This window comes from Sphingomonas sp. GV3 (genome assembly GCF_031082075.1).
GTDB lineage: Bacteria > Pseudomonadota > Alphaproteobacteria > Sphingomonadales > Sphingomonadaceae > Sphingomonas > Sphingomonas beigongshangi.
This window is the reverse complement of sequence record NZ_JARWLE010000001.1, coordinates 2,258,547-2,281,819: the sequence shown is the minus strand read 5'-3', so window position 1 is coordinate 2,281,819 and position 23,273 is coordinate 2,258,547. Positions and strand designations below refer to the sequence as shown.

General features: G+C 68.1%; 22 protein-coding genes. 15 read left to right on the top strand and 7 right to left on the bottom strand.

Features of this window, described 5'->3' with window-relative positions; genetic code table 11:
- Window positions 1–20: 20 nt before the first annotated feature.
- Entirely contained in the window at window positions 21–1,424 is a 1,404-nt protein-coding gene (locus RF701_RS10855) for a M20/M25/M40 family metallo-hydrolase (RefSeq protein ID WP_308814966.1), read from the top strand.
- A 126-nt stretch (window positions 1,425–1,550) separates the two neighbouring features.
- Here the strand turns inward: RF701_RS10855 and RF701_RS10850 are convergent, their stop codons facing one another.
- On the bottom strand, window positions 1,551–3,515 hold the full coding sequence (locus RF701_RS10850; protein WP_203309174.1) for a potassium transporter Kup: 1,965 nt from the start codon (window positions 3,513–3,515) through the stop codon (window positions 1,551–1,553).
- Window positions 3,516–3,654: 139 nt separating this feature from the next.
- Here RF701_RS10850 and pdeM point away from each other — a divergent pair, with 139 nt between their 5' ends.
- Entirely contained in the window at window positions 3,655–4,317 is a 663-nt protein-coding gene (gene pdeM, locus RF701_RS10845) for a ligase-associated DNA damage response endonuclease PdeM (RefSeq protein WP_308814965.1), read from the top strand.
- Window positions 4,318–4,397: 80 nt separating this feature from the next.
- Complete coding sequence (locus RF701_RS10840) at window positions 4,398–5,195, top strand: hypothetical protein (protein WP_308814964.1); 798 nt, start codon at window positions 4,398–4,400, stop codon at window positions 5,193–5,195.
- A gap of 36 nt (window positions 5,196–5,231) precedes the next feature.
- Here RF701_RS10840 and msrA read toward each other — a convergent pair whose 3' ends face one another.
- The 4 genes from msrA to pabB form a co-directional block, all read right to left on the bottom strand.
- Complete coding sequence (gene msrA, locus RF701_RS10835; protein WP_210357539.1) at window positions 5,232–5,885, bottom strand: peptide-methionine (S)-S-oxide reductase MsrA; 654 nt, start codon at window positions 5,883–5,885, stop codon at window positions 5,232–5,234.
- A 57-nt stretch (window positions 5,886–5,942) separates the two neighbouring features.
- Window positions 5,943–6,101: a hypothetical protein gene (locus RF701_RS10830; RefSeq protein WP_203309381.1), complete on the bottom strand. Its 159-nt coding sequence runs from the start codon at window positions 6,099–6,101 to the stop codon at window positions 5,943–5,945.
- A gap of 177 nt (window positions 6,102–6,278) precedes the next feature.
- Window positions 6,279–7,478 carry a pyridoxal phosphate-dependent aminotransferase gene (locus RF701_RS10825; protein ID WP_287980862.1) on the bottom strand — a complete coding sequence of 400 codons (1,200 nt, stop codon included), beginning with the start codon at window positions 7,476–7,478 and terminating at the stop codon, window positions 6,279–6,281.
- A gap of 36 nt (window positions 7,479–7,514) precedes the next feature.
- Window positions 7,515–9,287 carry an aminodeoxychorismate synthase component I gene (gene pabB / locus RF701_RS10820; RefSeq protein WP_210357541.1) on the bottom strand — a complete coding sequence of 591 codons (1,773 nt, stop codon included), beginning with the start codon at window positions 9,285–9,287 and terminating at the stop codon, window positions 7,515–7,517.
- Window positions 9,288–9,366: 79 nt separating this feature from the next.
- On the opposite strand from pabB, the gene RF701_RS10815 reads away from it, so the two are divergent.
- The 6 genes from RF701_RS10815 (at window position 9,367) to RF701_RS10790 (ending at window position 13,893) form a co-directional block, all read left to right on the top strand.
- Window positions 9,367–10,032: an MBL fold metallo-hydrolase gene (locus tag RF701_RS10815; RefSeq protein WP_210357542.1), complete on the top strand. Its 666-nt coding sequence runs from the start codon at window positions 9,367–9,369 to the stop codon at window positions 10,030–10,032.
- A gap of 786 nt (window positions 10,033–10,818) precedes the next feature.
- Window positions 10,819–10,998: a 50S ribosomal protein L32 gene (rpmF, locus tag RF701_RS10810; RefSeq protein WP_198354171.1), complete on the top strand. Its 180-nt coding sequence runs from the start codon at window positions 10,819–10,821 to the stop codon at window positions 10,996–10,998.
- A gap of 36 nt (window positions 10,999–11,034) precedes the next feature.
- Window positions 11,035–12,063, top strand: a complete 1,029-nt coding sequence (gene plsX / locus RF701_RS10805) for a phosphate acyltransferase PlsX (protein ID WP_210357544.1) — start codon at window positions 11,035–11,037, stop codon at window positions 12,061–12,063.
- Window positions 12,064–12,072: 9 nt separating this feature from the next.
- Entirely contained in the window at window positions 12,073–13,041 is a 969-nt protein-coding gene (locus RF701_RS10800; protein ID WP_308814963.1) for a beta-ketoacyl-ACP synthase III, read from the top strand.
- Window positions 13,042–13,165: 124 nt separating this feature from the next.
- Complete coding sequence (locus RF701_RS10795; protein ID WP_203309183.1) at window positions 13,166–13,465, top strand: integration host factor subunit alpha; 300 nt, start codon at window positions 13,166–13,168, stop codon at window positions 13,463–13,465.
- A 65-nt stretch (window positions 13,466–13,530) separates the two neighbouring features.
- A complete protein-coding gene (locus RF701_RS10790) occupies window positions 13,531–13,893 on the top strand; it encodes a MerR family transcriptional regulator (RefSeq protein WP_210357881.1) in 363 nt (120 codons plus the stop codon).
- Window positions 13,894–13,944: 51 nt separating this feature from the next.
- Here RF701_RS10790 and RF701_RS10785 read toward each other — a convergent pair whose 3' ends face one another.
- The gene (locus tag RF701_RS10785) at window positions 13,945–14,592 is read right to left on the bottom strand and encodes a TetR/AcrR family transcriptional regulator (RefSeq protein WP_308814962.1); all 648 of its coding nucleotides are present in this window, start codon (window positions 14,590–14,592) and stop codon (window positions 13,945–13,947) included.
- 145 nt (window positions 14,593–14,737) lie between these two features.
- Between RF701_RS10785 and RF701_RS10780 the strand changes: the two genes are divergently transcribed.
- Both RF701_RS10780 and RF701_RS10775 read left to right on the top strand, forming a co-directional pair.
- The gene (locus tag RF701_RS10780) at window positions 14,738–17,164 is read left to right on the top strand and encodes a TonB-dependent receptor (RefSeq protein WP_210357546.1); all 2,427 of its coding nucleotides are present in this window, start codon (window positions 14,738–14,740) and stop codon (window positions 17,162–17,164) included.
- A gap of 89 nt (window positions 17,165–17,253) precedes the next feature.
- Window positions 17,254–18,504, top strand: a complete 1,251-nt coding sequence (locus RF701_RS10775; RefSeq protein WP_308814961.1) for an MFS transporter — start codon at window positions 17,254–17,256, stop codon at window positions 18,502–18,504.
- Window positions 18,505–18,712: 208 nt separating this feature from the next.
- On the opposite strand, the gene RF701_RS10770 is transcribed toward RF701_RS10775, so the two are convergent.
- Window positions 18,713–20,818, bottom strand: coding sequence for an AsmA family protein (locus tag RF701_RS10770; RefSeq protein WP_308814960.1), 2,106 nt, complete (start codon window positions 20,816–20,818; stop codon window positions 18,713–18,715).
- 166 nt (window positions 20,819–20,984) lie between these two features.
- Between RF701_RS10770 and rpmI the strand changes: the two genes are divergently transcribed.
- The 4 genes from rpmI (at window position 20,985) to pheS (ending at window position 23,268) form a co-directional block, all read left to right on the top strand.
- The gene (rpmI, locus tag RF701_RS10765) at window positions 20,985–21,188 is read left to right on the top strand and encodes a 50S ribosomal protein L35 (protein WP_066489358.1); all 204 of its coding nucleotides are present in this window, start codon (window positions 20,985–20,987) and stop codon (window positions 21,186–21,188) included.
- 11 nt (window positions 21,189–21,199) lie between these two features.
- Window positions 21,200–21,571, top strand: coding sequence for a 50S ribosomal protein L20 (rplT, locus tag RF701_RS10760; protein ID WP_203309188.1), 372 nt, complete (start codon window positions 21,200–21,202; stop codon window positions 21,569–21,571).
- Window positions 21,572–21,793: 222 nt separating this feature from the next.
- On the top strand, window positions 21,794–22,135 hold the full coding sequence (locus RF701_RS10755) for a GIY-YIG nuclease family protein (protein ID WP_308814959.1): 342 nt from the start codon (window positions 21,794–21,796) through the stop codon (window positions 22,133–22,135).
- Window positions 22,132–23,268 carry a phenylalanine--tRNA ligase subunit alpha gene (pheS, locus tag RF701_RS10750; protein ID WP_210357549.1) on the top strand — a complete coding sequence of 379 codons (1,137 nt, stop codon included), beginning with the start codon at window positions 22,132–22,134 and terminating at the stop codon, window positions 23,266–23,268. The genes RF701_RS10755 and pheS overlap by 4 nt, the downstream gene beginning before the upstream one ends.
- Window positions 23,269–23,273: the final 5 nt, after the last annotated feature.

The following is a 23,273-nucleotide window of genomic DNA, read 5'->3' as shown; positions in this document are numbered from 1 at the left end:
ATGAAACGAGAGGGGCATTCATGACGCGTACCATCACCGGCCTTGCCACCGCGGCGGTCGCGCTCGCCTCGGCCACCGCCGCCCCGGCGCAGACCCGGCCGGACCAGCGCGCCTTCTTCGATCTCTACAAGCAGCTCGTTGAGACCAATACCGTGGTTGGCGTCGGCAGCTGCACCCAGGCGGCGACGCAGATCGCGACGCGCCTGAAGGCGGCCGGCTATGCCGATGGCGACGTCACGCTGTTTTCCACCCCCGATCATCCGCAGGACGGCGGTGTCGTCGCGGTGCTGCGGGGCAGCGACCCGGCCGCCAAGCCGATGCTGCTGCTCGGTCATATCGACGTCGTCGCGGCCAAGCGCGAGGACTGGGTACGCGACCCGTTCAAGCTGATCGAGGAAGGCGGCTATTATTACGGCCGGGGCACCGTCGACGACAAGGCGATGGCGGCGGTGTGGGCGGATACGATGATCCGGCTGAAGCAGGCGGGCAAGCCGCCGCGCCGGACGATCAAGCTGGCGCTGACCTGCGGCGAGGAGACGACCTATGCCTTCAACGGCGCCGAATGGCTGGCGAAGACCAAACCGGACCTGATCGCCGCCGAATTCGCGCTCAACGAGGGCGGCGGCGGCCGCCTGACCGCCGACGGCAAGCGCGAGGTCCTGGCGATCCAGGTCGGCGAGAAGGCCGCGCAGAACTACACCTTCCTCGCCACCAATCCCGGCGGCCACAGCTCGCAGCCGGTGCCCGACAACGCGATCTACGAACTCGCGGACTCGGTGAAGGCGGTGCAGGGTTATGAATTCCCCATCCGCTTCACCGATACCACGCGCGCCTTCTTCACCGCCGCGGCGAAGCAGGCGGGCGGCGAGACGGGCGCGGCGATCACCCGTCTGCTCGCCAACCCCAATGACAAGGCGGCCGACGCGATCGTCAGCCGGGACAAGACCTTCCACTCGACGCTGCGCACCACCTGCGTCGCGACGCTGCTGAGTGCCGGCCATGCCGAAAACGCGCTGCCGCAGCGCGCCACCGCCAACATCAACTGCCGCATCTTCCCGGGCGAGACGGTCGACGGGACGCTGGCGACGCTGCAGAAACTGGCGGGCGCCAAGGTCAAGGTGACGGCGAACCAGCCCGTCCGTCCCACCGCGATCCCGCCGACGCTCGACCCGAAGATCGTCGGGCCGGCGACCACGCTCGCCGCGAAATACTTCCCCGGCACCCCCGTCGTGCCGCTGATGTCGACGGGCGCGACCGACGGCATCTTCTTCGAGGCGATCGGCATCCCCGTCTATGGCGTGCCCGGCATGTTCATCGAGAAGGACGGCGGCGGCATCCACGGCCTCAACGAAAGGATCGGGGTCAAGTCGCTCTACGAAGGCCGCGACTATCTGTACGATCTGGTCAAGACCTACGCGGGGTAAGGGGGGCACCCTCACCCTTCGCCGGCTGCTCCCCCTCCCGCCGGGAGAGGGAAGGGGCCTGCCGCCGAAAGCGGTGGAAAGGGTGAGGGCCGGTACCGCGCAGATCCAGCCTTGCTGGATCGCGGACTAAACCGTCACCTGCTCGCCCAGCTCCAGCACCTTGCCCGGCGGGATGCGCAGGAATTCGGTCGGGTCGCTGGCGTTGCGCTGCAGGAACATGAACACGCGGTCCTGCCATAGCGGCATTCCCTGGTCCGCTTCCGGCTTCAGCGTGTTGCGGCCGATGAAGAAGCTCGTCTTCATCGCGTCCAGCCCCTGCACCTCGGTGCGTGCGCCGACACCCAGGTCCGCCGGCACGTCCGGGCTCTCCATGAAGCCATAGGTCAGCACGACCACCTCGAAATTGTCGTCGAGCCGCTCGACCCTGGCGCGGTGTTCGGCGTCGACCACCGGCCGGTCCGCGGTGCGGATGCTGACCACCAGGTTGCGCGCGTGCAGCACCTTGTTGTGCTTGAGGTTGTGGAGCAGCGCGCCGGGTGCGGCTTCCGGATTGCCGGTCAGGAACACGGCGGTGCCCGGCACGCGCTCGGGCGGCCGCTTCGCCAGCGCCGCGGCGAGATCGGCGAGGGGGATGCTCTGCCGCGCCTCGAACGCGCGCACGATGCCCTTGCCGCGTACCCAGGTGTAGATCAGGAAGCCGATCGCCGCCGCGATCGCGAGCGGCACCCAGCCGCCCTCGATCACGCGCAGGATGTTGGCGCCGAAGAAGATCGTGTCGAGCAGCAGGAACGGCAGGATGGCGGCGAGCGCCAGCGGCCGGCGCCAGCCCCAGACGTGGCGCGCGACCAGATAGCCGAGCAGCGTCGTCACCACCATCGTGCCGGTGACGGCGATGCCATAGGCGGCGGCCATGTCCGACGAGGTCTTGAACTGCAGGATCAGCACCAGCACGCCGGCCAGCAGCATCCAGTTGATCGCGGGCAGGTAGATCTGCCCCGCGAAATCCGCGGATGTCTGGCGCAGGCGCATGCGCGGCAGCAGGCCGAGCTGCACCGCCTGCTGTGTCAGCGAGAAGGCGCCCGTGATCACCGCCTGGCTGGCGATGACGGTGGCGAGGCCGGCGAGTACGACCAGCGGCCCGCGCACGCTTTCCGGCGCCATCAGGTAGAACCAGTCCTGATTGGTGAACGTCTTGCCGGCGGCCTGCGCCGCCTCCAGCTTCGACAAAGCGAAGGCGCCCTGGCCGAGGTAGTTGAGCATCAGCGCGGGGAAGACGAGGAACAGCCAGGCGAGGCGGATCGGGCGCTTGCCGAAATGCCCCATGTCAGCGGTCAGCGCCTCCGCGCCCGTCACGGTCAGGAACACCGCGCCCAGCACGAACAGGCCGACCGTGCCGTGCGTCGCGAGGAAGTGGATGCCATAGCTCGGCCACAGCACGCGGAAGATCGAGAGCTCGTCGGCGATATGCCAGATGCCAAGCCCCCCGATCACGACGAACCACACGACGCAGATCGGGCCGAACAGCGTCGCGACCATCGCCGTGCCGCGCGATTGGATGAAAAACAGCGCGATCAGGATGACGATCGTCAGCGCGCGTATCGTACCCTCGTCGAAGATGTGCGCCGCGCTCGGTATGGTGCGCAGCCCCTCCATCGCCGACAGCACCGACAGCGACGGCGTGATGATCGCGTCGCCGTAGAAGAGGGACGCGCCGATCGCGCCCAGCACGATCGCGATGCGCGACCGCACGCCGATCGCCCGCCGGGCAAGCGCCGCGAGCGCGAGCACGCCGCCCTCGCCGTGATTGTCCGCCCGCATCAGGAACAGCACGTATTTGATCGTGACGATCAGCGTCAGCGTCCACAGCGCGAGGCTGAGCACGCCCAGGATCTCCGACGGGTCGATGCCGTCGGCGGCGGTCTGGCCCAGCGCCTCGCGGAACGCGTAGAGCGGGCTGGTGCCGATGTCGCCGAACACCACGCCGATCGCGCCCAGGATCAGGCCGGGCAGCGCGGGATGCGGATGGTGCGACGACGATAGGTCGTGCGACGTTGGTTGTTGAACGGTCGGTGGACCGGCGAGCGTGGACATGGCGCGCGACTTACCCCTGTAAAGAGCGCCCCTTGCGAAGGACGGCGCGCTTTACGCCTAATCCATGACAAGGCAAGTCTATTCGCATCGGCCACTTCAAGCGCTTGATTTGCCGGAGTCATGACGGCAAGGCGGCGGAATGGTTCCCTTTTCGTTCGGCGGTCATGATCTCGCCGCGCTTCGCGACGGCGCCCTGTGGTGGCCGGCGCGGCGCGCGCTGCTCGTCGCGGACCTGCATTTCGAGAAGGCGAGCTGGTTCGCCATGCGCGGCCAGATGCTGCCGCCCTATGATTCGATCGCCACACTGACCGAGCTTGCGCGTCTCGTCGCGACGACGGGCGCGGTCGAATTGTGGTGCCTGGGGGACAGTTTCCATGACTCGGCCGGATGCGAGCGGCTGCCGCCTGCCGCGCAGGCGCTGCTGCGCGACCTGACGGCGCGGCTCGCCTGGACCTGGATCACCGGCAACCACGATCCCGTGCTCGTCGATCGCTGTGGCGGCGACGTCGTCGAGGAGGCGACGGTCGAGGGCCTGGTCCTGCGCCACGAAGCGGCGCCGGACGAGCCGCGCCCCGAGCTCTCAGGTCATTTCCATCCCAAGCTGCGCCTGCGGGTGCGCGGCAAGCAGGTCGCCCGCCGCTGCTTCGTCGCGACCGCGCGCAAGATCGTCCTGCCCGCCTTCGGCGCGCTGACCGGCGGCCTCGACGTCGACCATCCCGCGCTCACCGCGGCCGTGGGTCGCGGCGCGGAGGCGCTGGTGCCGGTCGACGACCGCTTGCTGCGCTTCCCGATCGCGGCCTGAGCGCCGCCCTTCGCGGACGGCGTGCCGCCCTCCCCCGGATCGGGGCATCCTGCCGCGGCATGTCCAAGGGTAAGAAGGCTATGACGACCGACCATGCATGGCCGATACCCCGAAAGGTGCCGGCGGTGACGCTGACCTTCTGGATCATCAAGATCCTGGCGACGACGCTCGGCGAGACCGGCGGCGACGCGGTCAGCATGAGCTGGCTGGGCGAAACGACGCCCGCCGCCGGCGAGGGCGGCGTCAACGGCTATCTGGTCGGCTCCGCGATCTTCGGCGTGCTGCTGATCGGCCTCGCCGGGTTGCAGATCCGCGCGCGGCGGTTCCATCCCTGGTTGTACTGGGCGACGATCATCGCCTCGACGACCGCCGGCACGACGCTTGCCGATTTCGCGACGCGGTCGCTCGGCCTGGGCTATCCCGGCGGGTCGCTGCTGCTGCTCGCGCTCGTGCTGCTTTCGCTGTTCAGCTGGCATCGCGCGCTCGGTTCGGTGAACGTCGAGCGGATCGCGACGACGAAGGCGGAGGTCTTCTACTGGGTGACCATCACCTTCTCGCAGACGCTGGGCACCGCGCTGGGCGACCGGGTGGCGGACGGGACGCTCGGCTATGCCGGTGCCGCCCTGCTGTTCGGGGCTGCGCTGGCGGTGCTGGCGCTGCTCTACGTCGCCACCCGCCTGTCGCGGGTGCTGCTATTCTGGGCGGCGTTCATTCTGACCCGGCCGCTAGGCGCGACGGTTGGCGATTTCCTCGACAAGCCGATCGCGCGGGGCGGCCTGGACCTCAGCCGCCCGCTCGCGACGGCATTGCTGTCGGCGGCGATCGTCGCGCTCATCCTGGTCACGCCGCAGCGCGCCGGCGATCATCCCGGGCGCTGACCGCACCGCCCCGATCCAGCCTCGCTGGATCGCACTTCAGCGTGCCAGCGTGGGAAAGCCCGCCTTGAATGCCGCGACCTTCGGCTTGTCCCACGCGACGATATAGGGGTGGTTCGGGTTACGGTCGAAGAAGTTCTGGTGATAGGCCTCGGCCGGGTAGAAGGCGCCCTGCTCGATCCGCGTGACGATCGGCTTGCCGAAGCTCTTCGCCTGGCCCAGCTGCGCGATATAGGCGCGGGCCACCGCCGCTTGCCGCGCATCCTGCGGGAAGATCGCGGAGCGGTAGCTCGGCCCGCTGTCCGGCCCCTGGCGATTGAGTTGCGTCGGATCGTGCGCGATCGAGAAATAGACGCGCAGCAGCGTTGCATAGCTGACCTCGCGCGGATCGAAGACGATCCGCACCGCCTCGGCGTGGCGCGTCGTCTCGGTCGAAACCTGCGGGTAGCTGGCGTCGCCGCGCGTCCCGCCGGCATAGCCCGCGGTCACGGTTTTCACGCCCTTCACGCGCTCGAACACCGCCTCCATTCCCCAGAAGCAGCCGCCGGCGAGGACCGCGGTCTGCGTACCGGGCGTCGCCGGCACGTCGACACGTGCCGCGGGGATCGGCACGGCGCGCTCCGCATGCGCGAAGCCGGCGGAGGCGAGAAGCAGGCCGCCTGCGGCAGCCATCGGCAAGAGCGTCTTGAGCATGGCGTCAAGATGGGCGGCGACCGCCGATTTACCAGAGGCCGCGACCCGCATCGTGCGTTATCGCACTGGGTGGACGGCGGCGGCCGGCGCGGGCTGCGACTGGTGCTGGGCGCTAGCCGGCTGCAGCGTCACGACGCCGACGGCACCGATCGCGAAGCCGCCGACGAACCGCCAGAAGAAATCGGACTTCACCAGCTTCTGCATGGTCTTGGACATCGTCTGTCACCTTTACGTCACCCGGGCGCGGCGTCGTCGCTGGCCCGGCCTTCACCGTGCGACATGGTCGCGCGGCATGTTGATCTCAATCGCGTTTATGGAAACGCACCGATGAACGACGCGTGGGCGCGCCGTTCATCGTGCAGCGATCTATGTTAATGATGTGCGCGCGAGGCCCTAGCGCAGGGCGGCGCAGGCCGCCTGGATGCGCGTGCAGGCCTCGCGCAGCAGATCGTCCGACGTCGCATAGCTGATCCGCATCGCCGGCGACAGGCCGAACGCGGCGCCCTGCACCGCCGCGACCTTGGCATCGTCGAGGAGGTAGCCGACGAAGTCCTCGTCGCTCGCGATCAGACGTCCGCCCGGCGTCGTCTTGCCGATGAGCGGCGCGAACGACGGATAGACGTAGAAGGCGCCCTCCGGCGTGGGGCAGGTCATGCCGTCGATCGCATTGAGCATGCCGACGACGAGGTCGCGCCGCGCCTGGAACGCCTGCGCGCGCTCCTTGAGGAAATCCTGCGGTCCGGTCAGCGCGGCGACGGCGGCCGCCTGCGCGATCGAACAGGGATTGCTGGTCGACTGCGACTGCAGCTTGGCGATCGCCTTGATCAGCCACGCCGCGCCGGCGGCGAACCCGATGCGCCAGCCCGTCATGGCATAGGCCTTGGAGCAGCCGTTGACCGTCAGCGTCCGGTCGTACAGGTCGGGGCACACCTCGGCGATCGTCGCGAAGCGGAAGCCGTCATAGACGATATGCTCGTACATATCGTCCGCGAAGATCCACACGTGCGGATGCCGCGCCAGCACTTCGCCGAGCGCCTTCAGCTCGTCGACCGTGTAGGCCGCACCAGTCGGGTTCGACGGCGAGTTCAGGATCACCCATTTGGTGCGTTCCGTGATCGCGGCGTCCAGCGCCTCGGGGGTCAGCTTGTAGTTCGTCTCGGGCCCGGCGATCGCGATCACCGGCGTGCCGCCCGCGAACTGGACGACGTCTGGATAGCTAACCCAATACGGCGCGGGTACCACTACCTCGTCACCGGCATCCACCGTGGCGACGATCGCGTTGAACAAGGTGTGCTTGCCGCCGACGTTCACCGTCACCTGGTCGGGCGTGTAAGTCAGATGGTTGTCGCGCGCGAACTTCGCGACGATGGCCTGCTTCAGCTCGATCGTGCCGTCAACGTTGGTGTATTTCGTCTTGCCGTCGCGGATCGCCTGGATGGCGGCCTCCTTGACGAAGTCGGGCGTATCGAAGTCGGGCTCGCCCGCGCCAAGGCCGATGACGTCGACACCGGCGCGCTTCAGCTCGAGCACGCGGCTGGTGATCGCGAGCGTGGGCGAGGGGCTGATGCGACCAAGCGCGGCAGAGGGCTTCATGACAGGGACTTTCGAGCTGGAAAGAGCGCGCGCGCCCTATAGCGACCCGGTGCCGTTTTCCGCAACCGCGAGAACCGCCGGAATCAGGCCGCGCACCGCGTTTCCGACAAAAAATTGCGCAGGGAGCAAGTCGATTGACACATCCTGCTCGATCGCCACGCCCGTTTCGATCAATTCGGCGCGCAATATGCCGGGCAGCAGGCCGCGGGATGATGGCGGGGTCAGCAGCAGGCCGTCGTCGCGCGGCACGAACAGCGAGGTGAAGCTTCCCTCCGTCAACACGCCCTTGCTCGCGAAGACGACCTCGTCCGTTCCCGCCGCACGCCGCGCGGCGTCGTAGAAGCCGCGGTCGCTCGTCTTGTGGCGCAGCCGATAGTCGTGCGGCGCGACGGGCAGGGGTACGATGGCGACACGCATCGGCGTCGCGCGCGGCGCGGGAAGGGGCGCGACCTCGATCGCGATCGCGCCGCTTCGCGCGAGCAGCAGCCGCACCTTCCCCGGCTGGCGCAACCGGAAGGTCGCCGCCTGCAGTTCGTTGCGCGCGGCGTGGCGGTCGAAGGCAAAGCCCAGCGCCGACGCGCTCGTCTTCAGTCGCGCCAGATGACGCTCCAGCAGCGCGATGCCGTCTTCCGGGTCGAACGCCATCGTCTCGATCAGGTCGACCGGGCGCTGCCCGGCCGTGACGAAGGCACCCTTGGCGAGGCATTCCGCCCATTCCGCGTCCGCGCGGCTGTCGGCGACGATGCCCGATCCCAGGCCCAGCGTCGCCGCGGCGGCGCCGTCGGCGACCTCCAGCGTCCGGATCGCGACGTTGAACGCCGCGTCGCCGCCGGCATCGATCCGCCCGATGCTCCCGGTGTAGACGCCGCGCGCTTCCGTCTCGACCGCGGCGATCACGTCCATGCTGCGCAGCTTGGGCGCGCCGGTGATCGAACCGCAGGGAAACAGCGCCTCGAGCACATCGACGGCGTCGCGCCCGGGTGCCAGCGTCGCGGTGACGGTCGAGGTCATCTGGTGGATCGTCGGATAGGTTTCGACCGCGAACAGCGTCGGCACCGCGACGCTGGCCGGCACCGCGACGCGCGACAGGTCGTTGCGCATCAGGTCGACGATCATCAGGTTCTCGGCGCGCTGCTTTTCGTCCCGGGCCAGCCGGTCCGCCGCCTCCGCGTCCGCAAGCGCCGTATCGCCGCGCGCGGCCGTGCCCTTCATCGGGCGGCAGGTCAGGCGGTCGCCGTCCAGCGCGAAGAACATTTCGGGCGACAGCGACACGATCGTCCGTGCGCCCGTCGCCACCACCGCGCCATGGCCCGCCGCGGACCGGGCACGCAGCCGGGCGTAGAGCGCCAGCGGATCGCCCGCGACCGGCACGTCGGCGCGCAGCGTCAGGTTCGCCTGGTATATGTCGCCCGCCGCGATCCAGTCGAGCACGCGTGCCAGCGCCGCGTCATAGGCGTCGCGGCCGATCCGCGGCACGGGCGGACCGGCATAGGCGCCCGCCGGATCGGGCAGCCAGGCCGCCGCGTCCACTGCCTGCCACGCCGCGAACAGTCCGAACCACAGCAGCGGCGCATCGCCGCCGTCGATCGCGTCGCGCTGCGGCGCGCGCGGCACCAGTGCGGCGCCGGCCTCATAGGCCAGATATCCCGCGGCATGCAGCCCCTGCGCCCGTGCCGCCCGCAACCGCGCCAGCGCGGGTGCCACCGCCGCCGTATCCGTCGCCGTGACGGTCGCGACCGGGTCGCGGTACAGGCGTGCCGTGCCGCCGGGGCGGGCATCGTCGAGCAGCACGAACGGAGCGGCGGTCATCGGCCCAGATGCACAGGCGACGCGACTTCGCGCAAGCCGCGATTGCCGCGACCCGATGCGCGGCCTATCTCCTGCGGCGATGAACCAGCCTTCCCCCCTTCGCGCCGCGATCGTCCCCGTGACGTCGATCCAGCAGAATTGCACGTTGATCTGGTGCACGGAGACGATGAAGGCGGCCGTCGTCGATCCCGGCGGCGACCTGCCGCGGATCAAGGCGGCGATCGGCCAGGCGGGCATCACCGTCGAGAAGATCCTGCTCACCCACGGTCATATCGATCATGCCGGAGAGGCGAAGGCGCTGGCGCGCGATCTTGGCGTGCCGATCGAGGGGCCGCACGAGGCGGACCGCTTCTGGCTCGCGCGGCTCGACGAGGACGGCCGTACCTATGGCATCCGCGGCGAGGTGTTCGAGCCCGACCGCTGGCTGGTCGACGGCGACACCGTCACCGTCGGCAACCTGACGCTCGATGTCTACGAGACGCCGGGCCATACGCTCGGCCACGTCATCTTCCACCACGCGCCGTCGAAGTTCGCGCAGGTCGGCGACGTCCTGTTCCAGGGCTCTGTCGGGCGCAGCGACCTCGCCGGCGGCAACCACCAGCAGCTGATCGAATCGATCGTCACCAAGTTGTGGCCGCTGGGCGACGACACCGCCTTCATCCCCGGCCACGGCAATCCCAGCACCTTCGCGCACGAGCGCGCGCACAACATGTTCGTCAGTGACCGCGCGCTCGCGGTGGAGTAGGCGCCGCGGCCATATCCCTCTCCCCGGCTGGCCTCCTTCCCCGGGTCTGATCGACGCGTCGAGCGACGGTCGTTCCCCCACGTCGCAACGGCGGGCTTCCGCACTGCGCCAGCTGGCATGGTCGTGTCTGGGACTGCCAACCGCACCCGCGTCCGGCAGTCGGGGCAGCTGTCGATGGTGGTCAGGGGGCCGGGAACCTGCGGCACGCAGACCATCGTTCGCCCTGTGCTCCTCATCGGCAGCGCAGCGGCTTTTCACGAGACTGGGGGGACGACGCTATAGACGACGCACGTCCCCCGGCGGGTCGCGATAGAAGCCTGGCCAAGAGAAGCCTGGCCAAGGCTCGGGAGCCGGAACGGGAGGCATCGAAAAGAACCGACTCGGCCTTTCCTACACGGTCCGAATCGGCTATGGTCATGCGATTGGCTCGACGCGGCGCGCTGTTTCTTATCGTCGTCGCGCTCCGGGCGTATGACCCGCGAACAGTGTGACCTTTGTGACTTTTCACAACGGGGGGTCGGATCTTGCCCGGCGAATCCTCCCCGAACGCGCGGGCGGGTGAGACCGTCGGGCGATCCGGTGGGATAGGCGAATGTAATTTTCCGGGGGGTCTGCCGGTTGCCGGCGGGCAAAGCTTGCAACAATCGGCGAATTCGCTATAGGCCCGCGCTTCGCGATGCGCCCGGCTGTACGGCGGCGCCCAGCGACCGGCGGCGAGCGCGGGTCGTGCGGGCGGCGCCGGTCGTGCGTATCGGTTCGTCATTTGATCAAGAACAAGGTGCCGCAATGGCCGTCCCCAAGCGAAAGACCTCTCCCTCGAAGCGCGGCATGCGTCGTGGCCACGATTCGCTGTCGATCGAATCGTTCCAGGAATGCCCGAACTGCGGCGAGCTGAAGCGTCCCCACAATCTGTGCACCGCCTGCGGTCACTATAACGGTCGCGAGATCGTCTCGGTCGAGGGCTAAGCCCTCCACCTCACCTCTGGATAAGCGCTGAACATCATGCCCGACCAATCCTGGATCGCCGTCGATGCGATGGGCGGCGACGAGGGGCTGGCGGTGATGCTGGCCGGCGTCGCCCGCGCGCGCCGCCGCCACGAGGGCATGCGGTTCCTGCTGGTCGGGGACGAGTCCGCCATCGCCGAGGGGCTGAAGGGACATCCCAACCTTCGCCAGGCGAGCGAGATCGTCCACGCCGCCGATCAGATCGGCTCCAGCGAAAAGCCCAGCCAGGCGATCCGCCGCGCCAGGACGACGTCGATGGGCGTCGCGATCGATCTCGTGAAGCAGGGTCGGGCCGGTGCCGCGGTGTCCGCCGGCAATACCGGTGCGCTGATGGCGATGGCGAAGCTGGCGCTGCGCACGCTGCCGGGCATCGATCGTCCCGCACTCGCCGCGCCGCTGCCGACGCTCGGCGACAATGACGTGATCATGCTCGACCTCGGGGCGAACACCGAGTGCGACGCGCGCAACCTCGTCCAGTTCGCGGTGATGGGCGCCGCCTATGCGCGCACCATCCTCGACCTCGAATCGCCCCGCGTCGCGTTGCTCAACATCGGCAGCGAGGACCAGAAGGGCACCGACGAGATCCGCGACGCCGCCGCGATCCTGCGGGGCGCCAACCACTTGCCCTTGACCTTCACCGGGTTCGTCGAGGGCGACCGGCTGGCTCGCGGTCATCACGACGTCATCGTCTGCGACGGCTTCGCCGGCAACATCGCGCTGAAGACCGCCGAGGGGACCGCCCGCTTCGTCGGCGACCTGCTCAAGCGCGCGTTCCGCAGCTCGGCGCGGTCGAAGATCGGCTTTCTGATCTCGCGCCCGGCGACCGAATTGCTGCGCGACCACCTCGACCCCAATAATCACAATGGCGCGGTCTTCCTCGGCCTGGGCGGGATCGTCGTGAAAAGCCACGGTGGCGCGAACGAGCTGGGCGTCGCCACCGCGATCGGCAATGCGGCCAAGATGGTCCGGGCCGATCTGACGCGGCGCATCGCCGACGACCTCGGTAACTTCGAAAAAGCCGCGTAAGGAAGCGTCATGATTCGTTCGGTCCTCCTCGGCACCGGCTCCGCGCTTCCGGCCCGCCAAGTCTCCAACCACGACCTCGCGCAGCAGATCGACACCAGCGACGAATGGATCGTCGAGCGGACGGGTATCCGCATGCGGCACATCGCGGGGCCGGACGAGACGACCGCGACGCTCGCCGCCGATGCCGCACGCGCCGCGCTCGCCGCGGCGGGCAGGGTGGCGCAAGACATCGACCTGATTGTGCTGGCGACGGCGACGCCGGATCAGACCTTTCCCGCCACCGCGACCAAGGTGCAGGCGATGCTCGGCATCGACGATTGCGTCGCCTTCGACGTCGCCGCTGTCTGCTCCGGCTTTCTCTATGCGGTGCAGGTCGCCGATGCGATGCTCCGCTCCGGCGTGCAGCGCCGCGCGCTGGTGATCGGCGCCGAAACGTTTAGCCGCATCCTCGACTGGGAGGACCGGACCACCGCCGTGCTGTTCGGCGATGGTGCCGGCGCGATCGTCCTCGAGGCGCAGGACAGCGCCGAGGGCGACGGCCGCGGCATCCTCGCGACCCGGCTGCACGCCGACGGGCGGCACAACGGACTGCTCTATGTCGACGGCGGACCGTCGACGACGGGCACCGTGGGCAAACTGCGGATGAAGGGGCGCGAGGTTTTTCGTCACGCCGTCGTCAACCTCGCCGCGGTGATGGACGAGGTGCTCGGCCTCGCCGGCCTGACCGCGGCGGACGTCGACTGGGTCGTGCCGCATCAGGCGAACGCGCGCATCCTCGACGCGACCAGCCGCAAGCTTGGCCTGCCACCGGAGAAGGTGGTGGTGACGGTCGACCGGCATGCCAACACCTCCGCCGCCTCCGTCCCCCTCGCGCTCGACGTCGCGATGCGCGACGGCCGTATCAAAGCGGGACAGATCGTCGTGCTGGAGGCAATGGGCGGCGGTTTTACGTGGGGCGCGGCCGTCCTTCGGTATTGATGTTGATCAAATATATGCCCCCGCTGTACCCTCAGGCAAACAAAGTCCCTTTCGGACACGTTTTTGGTGTTGTAAGCACGGCACCACATGGACGAACTGCAGAAGGCGGGGGCTGGAAGTGTTGATGACAACCGCGGGAACGCTGACGCGGGCCGATCTGGCCGAGGCACTGCACAGGCAGATCGGTCTGTCGCGCGCGGATTCGGCCAAGCTGGTCGAGCAGATACTGGTCGAGATGTGCGAAGCGCTGGGCCGAGGGGAGAACGTCAAGATCTCCGGATTCGGCACCTTCGTGCTGCGCGACAAGGGTGAGCGCGTCGGTCGCAATCCGAAGACCGGGGTGGAAGTGCCGATCGCGCCGCGCCGGGTCCTGACCTTCCGCGCCAGCCAGATGATGCGCGACCGCATCGTCAACGCCGGCTGAGACGGATCGCCTCGGACGTGGCCGGGTCAGACCGAGCCGGATCGGAACAGGCCGGATCGCAGGGGATCGCATCGCAGGGGGGCAAGCCGGAGGTTACCAAGGCGAGCGGCGCGTTCCGCACGATCGGCGAGGTGGCGGCGGACACGGGCGTGCCGCATCACATCCTCCGCTATTGGGAAGGGCGGTTTCCCCAGCTGCGGCCGGTGACGCGGGCCGGCAACCGCCGCTACTATCGGCCGGAGGACGTGGCACTCGTGCGTCGTATCGACGCGCTGCTCAACCGCGAAGGCTATACGATGCGCGGCGTGCAGCAACTGCTCGCGAACGAGGGGCGCCGCGCGCGGACGCCCGCCGATACGGTGGAGGCGCTGCGATCGATACGCGACGGACTGGCCGGCGCGCTCGACGCGGACGACCCGACGCGCTGACTACAGGTTCGACCGCCGGGCGCAGCAGGTGTTCCGCGTGCGGCGCGGGCCTCACGCATCGGGTTTGCCGCGTCCGTCGCGCGGCGCCAGGCCATCGCGCAGCAGCGACGCCGCTGCATCCGCGACGGCCTCGGCGGTTCGATCCTCGTCCCAGACACCGTACCGCAGGCCCAGGAACACGTTCATCCCCATGACCGCCCAGGCGTGGACGTCGTTCACGTCGTCGCGTACCTCCCCCCGCGTCGCCGCCGCGCGCAACCGCTGCGCGATCCGCTCCGCGGTCGTCGCATAATGGTCGCGGAAGCTGGCTGAATCGACGAACTCGGATTCATCGATGATCCGATAGATCTCCTTGTGGGCGCGAACGAAGCGGATGAACTGCACCAGGCCCGCCCGCTCTGCGGCGAGCCCATCCGGCGCGGCCCGGACCACGGGTGCGACATGATCGCGTACCTGGTCCGACATGTCCCGCACCAGCGCGCGGAACACCGCATCCTTCGAATCGAAATATGTGTAGAAAGTGCCCAGCGCGACGCCGGCGCGCCGCGTGATCGCGCTGATCGACGCATCGTGAAAGCCGCGTTCCCCGAACTCCACCGCCGCCGCATCGAGCAGCGTGCGTAGCGTCCGCCGGCCGCGGTCGGTGCGCGGCGTCTTGTCGTTCGGCGCGCCGATCGCTTCCCCGCCCTGCTGCGTCATCGCATCCCCTCCACCCCCACGAACCCATGCAGTCATCATAAGTTGAAACATGGTTCAGGTTTCAGTATAGTGCCCCTGCAACGGCGTACAACCCGGATCAACCGGGCGCGACGAGGGTCGCGGCGCCGACAGGAGGGGATAGGCTATGAAGGCGCTTCGTACGTCCACGACACTCATGCTGGGCGCTGCGCTCGCGGCATTGGCCGCCTCGCCGGCGCTCGCGCAGGTCTCTCCTGCCGATCCCGCACAGGACGTTCGACAGGGCGCCGCCGCCGCCGAGACGGAGCCGGCCACCGCTGGCGATCCGGCGCAGGACAATGGCGATATCGTGGTCACCGCGCGCCGCCGCGCGGAAACGCTGCTGTCGGTGCCGATCGCCGTTACCGCCTTCACCGCGGACAAACTGGCCAAGACCGGCGCGATCGACCTGACCGACATTCAGAACACGACACCCAATACGACGCTGAAGGTCGCGCGGGGCTCCAACTCGACGCTCGCCGCCTTCATCCGCGGCGTCGGGCAGCAGGATCCGGTGCCGGGCTTCGAAGCGGGCATCGGCATCTACCTGGACGACGTCTATCTCAACAGGCCGCAGGCCGCGGTGCTCGACATCTACGACGTCGATCGCATCGAAGTGCTGCGCGGGCCGCAGGGGACGCTGTACGGCCGCAACACGATCGGCGGCGCGGTGAAATATGTCACCAAGCGGCTGCCCGATACGCCCGAGGTGCGCGTCAAGGGAACCTATGGCAGCTACAATCAGGCGGACGCGGTGGTCGCGCTGTCGACGCCGATCGGCGACATGCTCAAGGTCGGCGTAGCCGGCGCACGGCTCAGCCGCGACGGCTTCGGTCGCAATACGAACCTCAACATCGACAATTACAACAAGGACATCTGGGCTGCACGCGGCACAGTCGAGTTCGAAAGCCCGGACACGCGCCTGTTCGTGCGGATCACCGGCGATTATACGCATGACAAGAGCAATCCGCGCAACGGCCACCGCCTGATCCCCGGTCTGTTCTCAGGCACGCCGGTGCTGTCGAACGTCTTCGACACGCAGGCCGGACTCAACACGCCGCGCCAGAACATTGAGGCGGGCGGCCTGTCGATGAGCGTCAACGCCAAGCTGACCGACCAGCTGACGCTGCGCAGCATCAGCGCCTATCGTGCCGACACGTCCTATACGCCGATCGATTTCGACGCCTTGCCCGCGGTCGATGTCGACGTGCCCGCGGTCTATCGCAACGAGCAGACCAGTCAGGAATTCCAGCTTCTCTACAGTTCCGACAAGCTGAACGGCCTGGTGGGCTATTATTATCTGGGCGCCAAGGCCTCGACGGTGTTCGACGTCCTGCTGTTCCAGCAGGGTGCGCTGCTCGGCCTGCCGACGCTCAATGCCAATACGGCGGGCGACGTCCGCACCGAGACGTCCTCGGTCTATGGCGACTTCACCTATGATTTCACGCCGCAGATCAGCCTGTCGCTGGGCGGCCGCTATACCTGGGACGAACGCCAGGCCTTCGTCTTCAAGGCGAACAAGATCGGCGGCCTTTCGAGCGATTTCGGGGGCAATGCGGTCGTGCTCGGCGCGCCGCTGACCAACTTTCGCGGCAAGGCGAATTTCAAGCGCTTCACGCCGCGCGCCTCGCTGAACTTCAAGCCGAGCGAGGACCACTTGCTCTACGTGTCCTATTCGGAAGGCTTCAAGGGCGGCGGCTTCGATCCTCGCGGCTCGGGAGCGTCGGCGCCGATCAGCAATCCGGCGGCCGGGCGCACATACCAGGACATCTACAATTATCTGCTGTTCCGCCCTGAATCGGTGACGAGCTACGAGATCGGCTGGAAGGGCGCGGCGTTCGACCGGAGGCTGACCTGGGCGCTCGACGGCTTCTACGCCGACTATACCGACGTGCAGGTGCCCGGATCGGCGGCGTCGGTGGTGAACGGCATCACCACCTTCGTCGGCATCACCACCAATGCGGCGAAAGCGCGGATAAAAGGCATCGAGCTGGAGACGAACGCCGTGCTGGCGCGCGACTTCGCCGGTGCCGGATCGTCGTTCAACCTTGCCGGGACGATGGGCTATCTCGACGCGCGCTATCGCCGCTTCATCGGCCCGACCGGCGTCGACATCGCGAATGTCCGCGTCTTCCAGAACACGCCCAAGTGGACCGCATCGGGCACGGCGTCGGGGACGGTTCCAGTCGGCAACGGCCTGTTCACCGCCAATACCACGATTTCCTACCGCAGCCTGACCCACCAGTTCGAAACCGCGAGCCCCTTCCTCGATCAGCCTGGCTATACCCTGTGGGATGCCGGCCTGACCTATGCCTTCGGCGCGGAGCGGCGCTATTCGATCGGCGTCTATGGTCGCAACCTGACGGACAAGAGGTACAAGACGAGCGGCTATCAGTATATCAAGACCGACATCGCCGGCACGCCGCTCAACGCCGCCAACCAGCCGATCACCAACGGCACGGGCTATGTCCCGACCCTGGGGCGCGAGGGGATCGCCACGGCGTTCTACGGCAGCCCGCGCCAGATCTTCGGCACCTTCACCGCGCGCTTCTGATGTCGCGCCTCGCGGCGATCCGATGCCCTCACCCTTTCCAGCGCCTCGCGCAGCGACGAAAGGGTGAGGATGATCGAGAAGAGGGTATCATGACCGGCACGACCACCCGTCCCCGCTACCCGATGCTCGTGCTGGCGATGCTCTTGCTCGTCTACACATTCAATTTCCTCGACAGGCAGATCCTCGGGATCCTGGCGCAGCCGATCAAGGCCGATCTGAAGCTGAGCGATACCCAGCTCGGTGCGCTCGGCGGCATCGCCTTCGCCTTGCTCTATTCGACGCTCGCCATTCCGCTGGCGCTCGTCGCGGACCGGACCAGCCGAAGCTGGGTCGTCACGGGCAGCCTGGCGGTGTGGAGCGGCTTCACCGCGCTATGCGGTCTTGCGACGGGCTTTTGGCAGCTGTTCGCCTTCCGCCTCGGCGTCGGAGTCGGGGAAGCGGGGGGCGTCGCGCCCTCTTATGCGATGATCGCCGACTATTTTCCTCCCAAACGCCGTGCGCGCGCGCTGGCGATCTACTCGCTCGGGATCCCGATCGGCCTTGCGGGCGGCGCCCTGCTGGGCGGCGTGATCGCCAGCCTCGTCGATTGGCGCTGGGCGTTCATCGTCGTCGGGCTGGCGGGCGTGGTGCTTGCCCCCGTCTTTCGGCTCGTCGTCAAGGATCCGCCGCGCCCTGCGAGCGCCGCGGGTGAGCATGTCCGCGTCGTGGCGGTGTTCCGGCTGCTCGCGGGCAAGCGGAGCTTCTGGCTGATGGCCTTCGCCGCCGCATTCAGCTCCATGTGCGGCTATGGATTGGCGTTCTGGATCCCCTCGGTGCTGATCCGCAGCTTCGGATTCACGCTGCTGGGGACGTCGCACTATGTCGCGTCCCTGCTGCTCGTCGGCGGCACGATCGGCGTCTTCGGCGGAGGGTGGTTGGCAGACCGGCTCGGCGCGCGCGACCGCGGCGCCTATGCGAGGCTGCCGGCCATCGCCTGGGTGCTGACAGTGCCCCTGTTCGGCGCGGCGCTGATGAGCCCGTCTCCGGTGCTCGCCTGGTTCCTGTTCGTCGTGCCAAACGGCCTCAACATCCTGTGGCTGGGGCCCGTCACCACGGCGGTCCAGCATCTGGTGCCCGCGCCCATGCGCGCGACCGCCTCGGCAAGCTTCCTGTTCATCAACAATTTGATCGGCCTCGGGCTGGGATCGTGGCTGATGGGGCGCCTGTCGGACGCGATGAAGGCGGCCTATGGCGTCGACGCGCTGCGCTTCGCCACCTTTTATGCGCTGGGCTTCTACCTCGTCGCGGCCGCGCTGATGCTGGGCGCGGTCAGGGCGTTGCGACGCGACTGGGTCGCCTAGAGTGTGATTCACGTGCGTGGGAAGCGGTGCCGGCCCTCACCCCCACCCGGCCGCCCACTCAGCGTATCCTGGGTGGGCGGCCGGGTGGGGGTGAGGGCCGGTACCGCGCCGATCCAGCTTTGTTGGATCGCACACTAGAGGTACCGGCCGGGGAGGCCTGAGGCTCCTTCTGTTTCGTCCCGGCCGCACAGGCGGACGGTGGGGTCCGTCAGAAGATTCCCAGGAATTTCTTGCGCTGCGCCTTGGTCGTCTCGCCGTCGCCGCTCTTCGCCGTGGTGCCCGTGCCGACGTCCTCGCGTGGCTTGCCCTTGGTCGTGCGCTGGGCGCGGGCATTCGCGCCGGCGAGCACCGGGCCACAGGCCGCCGCCTTGGCGTCGCCGACGTCGACGAAGGCCAATATGCCCGCCAAAGGCGTCGCCGCCACCGCCAGTCCCAGCCCGGCACCCGCGCGCGCCAACAGCTGCGGACTGATCACCGCAAGCGACGGATGCGCGAACGTGCCGCCGATGCCGACCGGGGATTGGCCGGAGAATAGGCTGAATTCCTTGCCGTCGGCGCGGATCGCCAGGTCTACCGTCTCGTTGCGGAAGCTGAATCCGCCACGCCCGGTAACGACGTTCTTGGTGGTGTCGATCAGGATCGGGTCCGCCGCCGCCACCCCGTCGCGGACCGTGAAGCCGATCAGCCCACAGTTGATCCGCACCGGCTCCTTCAGCTCCTTCTGGAACATCTTCTGGACGAAGACGCCGATGTCGAGCTCGGACAGCTGCGCGTTGCGCGTCCACATCGATCCCGCCGGCAGCACGAAGGCGATACGCCCGCGCGCGTTGGCCAGCGAATCGTGGACCGTATCGCCACGACCCGCCAGCTGGATATGGCCCTTGATCACACCCGTCGTGCCCGCTTCGGCCACGCCCCAGCCCGCCAGCAGCCGCCCCAGAGGCGTCGGCGCGAGCCGGATATCGTAGCTGTCCGCCGCCGGTCGGCGGCGAGTGTCGAACACGACATCGGCGGCGACGTTGCCGCGCGCCATCGCGAACGCCATCGGCGACAGCGCCAGGCGCCCGTCCTTGAGCGCCAGCGTCAGGTCGACGTCGCTGATCGGCACGCGCCGCGACCGGACGGCACGGATGGTCCATTTCAGGTCGGCGTCGAACCGCCGCATCGTCGCCACCGGCAGCGCCGCATCGGGCAGGAGCCGCTGCGGCGCGGCGCCGGTCGCGGCGGCGGCGGCCTCCGCGCCCCGCGTCGCGACGATGTCGGGATTGTAGCCGATGAAGGGTGCGGCATCGACGATGTCGAGCGTCCTTGTCGCCAGCGTCGAATCGAGGTGCAGCCGGTCGCCGTTGGTGACGGTCAGCCTGCCCGCCACGTCGCTGTCGCCGAACGTGCCCGTCAGATGCGTGAAGCGATAGTCGCGCCCCTGCTGCACCAGCTGCGCCTTCAGGCGATAGGTGCGCGTATGGGGGATCGCGACGCCGATGATCGCGAGCAGATCCGACAGGTCGCGGCCGCGTGCGCGCGTCTGCAGCGGCACGCCTTCGAAGGCCGCCAGGCTGGGCAGCGTGCCGGTCACGTCGACGACGTTACCCGCCGCCCGCGCGGTCAGGTCCAGCCGGTTCGCCCCGCGCGCCACCGTCTGGTTCGGCGACAGCAGTCGGGCGTCCATTGTGAAAGGCGTGCCGCGGATCAGGCCATTGCCCGCCAGCCCTACCGCGTCGCCGATCCGCGCATCGGTCGAGCGGATCGGATCGATCCGCATGTCGGCGAGCAGGCGCAGTCGCGGGTCGCGATAGCGTACGGTCGTGCCGACGACGGTGGCGCGGTCGATGACCGGAAAGGCCAGCGGCTTGCCGCCCTTCTTGTTGCTGAACGTCCAGGTGTTGGTGGCATGGTCGGGCAGCCATTCGAGGTCCACCGCGCCGTTGGTCAGATCCAGCCGGTAGAAGCGCCGGCGACCGAACAGCAGCGATAGCGGCGCGATCCGCGAGTCGAGGGCGTCGGCGCGGAACAGATAGGGTCGGCTCGCCCAGCCCGGATTGGCGATGCTGAAGCCCTGCGCCGCGAACTTGATCTGCAGCGGCGCGAAATAGAGCTGGAAGTCGCCTGCAACCCGTACCTCGCGATGCGTCAGTTTGCCGACGATCGTCTCGAACGGATGCTTCAGGAATCGGCCCTTGGTGAGGAACAGGATCAGCCACAAGGCGAAGATCAGGCCGACGATGGCCAGGGCGACGTCGCGGGCGATGCGCCACCCGGCGGCGCGGCGCGGCGGCGTGTCGGCGGGCGCCGCGGCGGGAAGAGGCTGGTCCATCGCAACCCATCCAAGCGTCCGCGCGTCGTTCCGGTTCCGCATCGGTTGCTTTTGCCGTGCGACGCGGCTAAGGGGCCCAGCTTCCCGAGCGTTGCGTGGACGAACGGCCCGGCCATCAAGGGCTGCCGCGGCTGTTCAAGCGACGCTCTCATGCGAAAGGACCAAAATGCCCAAGCTCAAGACCAAGAGCGGCGTCAAGAAGCGCTTCAAGCTCACCGCCACCGGCAAGCTGAAGCACGGCGTCGCCGGCAAGCGCCACCGCCTGATCAGCCACAACGGCAAGTACATCCGCCAGAACCGCGGCACCACGGTGCTGTCGAAGGCCGACACCGCGACGGTGAAGGCCTGGGCGCCGTACGGCCTGAACTGAGGAGCTGAACAATGGCACGAGTGAAGCGCGGCACGACGACCAAGGCCAAGCACAAGAGGATTTTGGATCAGGCGAAGGGCTATTACGGCCGTCGCAAGAACACGATCCGCATCGCCCGTCAGGCGGTGGAGAAGGCCGGCCAGTACGCCTATCGCGACCGCAAGGTGAAGAAGCGCACGTTCCGCGGCCTGTGGATCCAGCGCATCAACGCCGGCGTCCGGGCCGAAGGCCTGACCTATTCGCAGTTCATGCACGGGCTGAAGCTGGCGGGCATCGAGCTGGACCGGAAGGTCTTGGCCGACATCGCCATGCACGAGGGTGAGGCGTTCAGCGCCATCATCGCTCAGGCGAAGGCGGCGCTGCCGCAGGAGCAGGCGGCCTAACCGCCCCCTCGCGACGCGACCGATCAGCGGGCGCCGGTGGCAACACCGGCGCCCGTTTTGGTTTGGCGGCGCGTCAAGGTGGCCAGCCGTCCGTTCCCCTCGTCATCCCGGCGAATGCCGGGACCCATGGACTCGACTCCGTCAAAGGCAGCACGCACACGCAGGCCGATCGTATCCATGGGTCCCGGCATTCGCCGGGATGACGATTGAGGGAACAGGATGATGGTCCGTATCGACTTCTGTCCCTGCGTCTACCTTGTCGCCAGCCGCCGCCATGGGACGCCGTACATCGGCGTGACCTCGAACCTCATCCAACGCATCCATCAGCATCGAGAAGACTTGATCCCGGGCTTCACTCGCCGATACGGCGTCAAGCGCCTCGTCTGGTACGAGGTCCACGACACGATGGAGGCCGCGATCGTACGCGAGAAGCGGCTGAAGGAATGGCGGCGGGCGTGGAAGATCGAGCTGATCGAAGCGCACAACGAGCATTGGGACGATCTCGCGATCGGGTTGGGCCTTCCGCCTTTGCCTGATAGCACCCGTCCGGGAGTGATGAAGTGACCGATACCGACGACCTCAGCCATATCAGGTCCTATCTGCCGCAGATTGCGGAAGCGTCCAGCTTGGAGCTTCTGGAGATGCTGCGCATCGACGCCCTGGGAAAGAACGGAAGCGTCACCCAGCTGCTCAAGACGCTCGGCAAGATGAGCCCCGAGGAGCGTCAGCTACAGGGTCCCCGCATCCACGCCCTGCGCGAATCGGTCGGCGACGCGATCGCGGCGCGCAAGGCGGCGTTAGAGAAGGCGGCGCTCGATGCGCGCCTCGCCGCCGAGACGCTCGACATGACGCTGCCCGCCGACGCGCCGCTCGCCGGCACCGTCCATCCGGTCAGCCAGGTGATGGACGAGCTGGCGGAGATCTTCGCCGACCTCGGTTTCGCCGTCGCCCAGGGGCCGGAGATCGAGACCGACTGGCATAATTTCTCCGCACTCAACATCCCGGAGACGCATCCGGCGCGTGCGATGCACGACACCTTCTACCTAACCCAGGGACAGGAGGCGAAGGCGGCGGGGACGTTCGACGAGCGTACCACCTTCTCGCTGCTGCGCACGCATACCTCGCCGGTGCAGATCCGCACGATGCTGGAGCAGAAGCCGCCGATCCGCATCATCGCGCCTGGTCGCACCTACCGGTCCGACTCGGATGCGACGCACACGCCGATGTTCCACCAGGTCGAGGGGCTGGTGATCGACAAGGGCATCACGCTCGGCCACCTCAAATGGACGCTGGAGACCTTCCTGAAGGCGTTCTTCGAGCGCGACGACATCGTGCTGCGCCTGCGCCCCAGCTATTTTCCCTTCACCGAACCGTCGGCGGAGGTCGATGTCGGCTACACGATCGAAAAGGGCAAGCGCGTCATCGGCGGCCATCCCGGACGAGAGGGGGGCGGCGGCTGGATGGAGGTGCTCGGCAGCGGCATGGTTCACCCCAAGGTCATCGCCGCCTGCGGCCTCGACCCCGACGAATGGCAGGGCTTCGCCTTCGGCTGCGGCATCGACCGGCTCGCCATGCTCAAATACGGCATGGACGACCTTCGCCCCTTCTTCGACGGCGATATCCGCTGGCTGAAGCATTATGGCTTCGCCGCGCTGGACGTGCCGACGCTGTCGGGCGGCGTCGGCGTCGCGGCCTGACACGA

Excerpts from the sequence above, each read along its gene's own strand:
- RF701_RS10855 (WP_308814966.1), top strand. The coding sequence starts at position 21 with ATGACGCGTACCATCACCGGCCTTGCCACCGCGGCGGTCGCGCTCGCC.
- RF701_RS10850 (WP_203309174.1), bottom strand. The coding sequence starts at position 3,515 with ATGTCCACGCTCGCCGGTCCACCGACCGTTCAACAACCAACGTCGCAC.
- pdeM (WP_308814965.1), top strand. The coding sequence starts at position 3,655 with ATGGTTCCCTTTTCGTTCGGCGGTCATGATCTCGCCGCGCTTCGCGAC.
- RF701_RS10840 (WP_308814964.1), top strand. The coding sequence starts at position 4,398 with ATGACGACCGACCATGCATGGCCGATACCCCGAAAGGTGCCGGCGGTG.
- msrA (WP_210357539.1), bottom strand. The coding sequence starts at position 5,885 with ATGCTCAAGACGCTCTTGCCGATGGCTGCCGCAGGCGGCCTGCTTCTC.
- RF701_RS10830 (WP_203309381.1), bottom strand. The coding sequence starts at position 6,101 with ATGTCCAAGACCATGCAGAAGCTGGTGAAGTCCGATTTCTTCTGGCGG.
- RF701_RS10825 (WP_287980862.1), bottom strand. The coding sequence starts at position 7,478 with ATGAAGCCCTCTGCCGCGCTTGGTCGCATCAGCCCCTCGCCCACGCTC.
- pabB (WP_210357541.1), bottom strand. The coding sequence starts at position 9,287 with ATGACCGCCGCTCCGTTCGTGCTGCTCGACGATGCCCGCCCCGGCGGC.
- RF701_RS10815 (WP_210357542.1), top strand. The coding sequence starts at position 9,367 with ATGAACCAGCCTTCCCCCCTTCGCGCCGCGATCGTCCCCGTGACGTCG.
- rpmF (WP_198354171.1), top strand. The coding sequence starts at position 10,819 with ATGGCCGTCCCCAAGCGAAAGACCTCTCCCTCGAAGCGCGGCATGCGT.
- plsX (WP_210357544.1), top strand. The coding sequence starts at position 11,035 with ATGCCCGACCAATCCTGGATCGCCGTCGATGCGATGGGCGGCGACGAG.
- RF701_RS10800 (WP_308814963.1), top strand. The coding sequence starts at position 12,073 with ATGATTCGTTCGGTCCTCCTCGGCACCGGCTCCGCGCTTCCGGCCCGC.
- RF701_RS10795 (WP_203309183.1), top strand. The coding sequence starts at position 13,166 with ATGACAACCGCGGGAACGCTGACGCGGGCCGATCTGGCCGAGGCACTG.
- RF701_RS10785 (WP_308814962.1), bottom strand. The coding sequence starts at position 14,592 with ATGACGCAGCAGGGCGGGGAAGCGATCGGCGCGCCGAACGACAAGACG.
- RF701_RS10780 (WP_210357546.1), top strand. The coding sequence starts at position 14,738 with ATGAAGGCGCTTCGTACGTCCACGACACTCATGCTGGGCGCTGCGCTC.
- RF701_RS10775 (WP_308814961.1), top strand. The coding sequence starts at position 17,254 with ATGACCGGCACGACCACCCGTCCCCGCTACCCGATGCTCGTGCTGGCG.
- RF701_RS10770 (WP_308814960.1), bottom strand. The coding sequence starts at position 20,818 with ATGGACCAGCCTCTTCCCGCCGCGGCGCCCGCCGACACGCCGCCGCGC.
- rpmI (WP_066489358.1), top strand. The coding sequence starts at position 20,985 with ATGCCCAAGCTCAAGACCAAGAGCGGCGTCAAGAAGCGCTTCAAGCTC.
- rplT (WP_203309188.1), top strand. The coding sequence starts at position 21,200 with ATGGCACGAGTGAAGCGCGGCACGACGACCAAGGCCAAGCACAAGAGG.
- RF701_RS10755 (WP_308814959.1), top strand. The coding sequence starts at position 21,794 with ATGGTCCGTATCGACTTCTGTCCCTGCGTCTACCTTGTCGCCAGCCGC.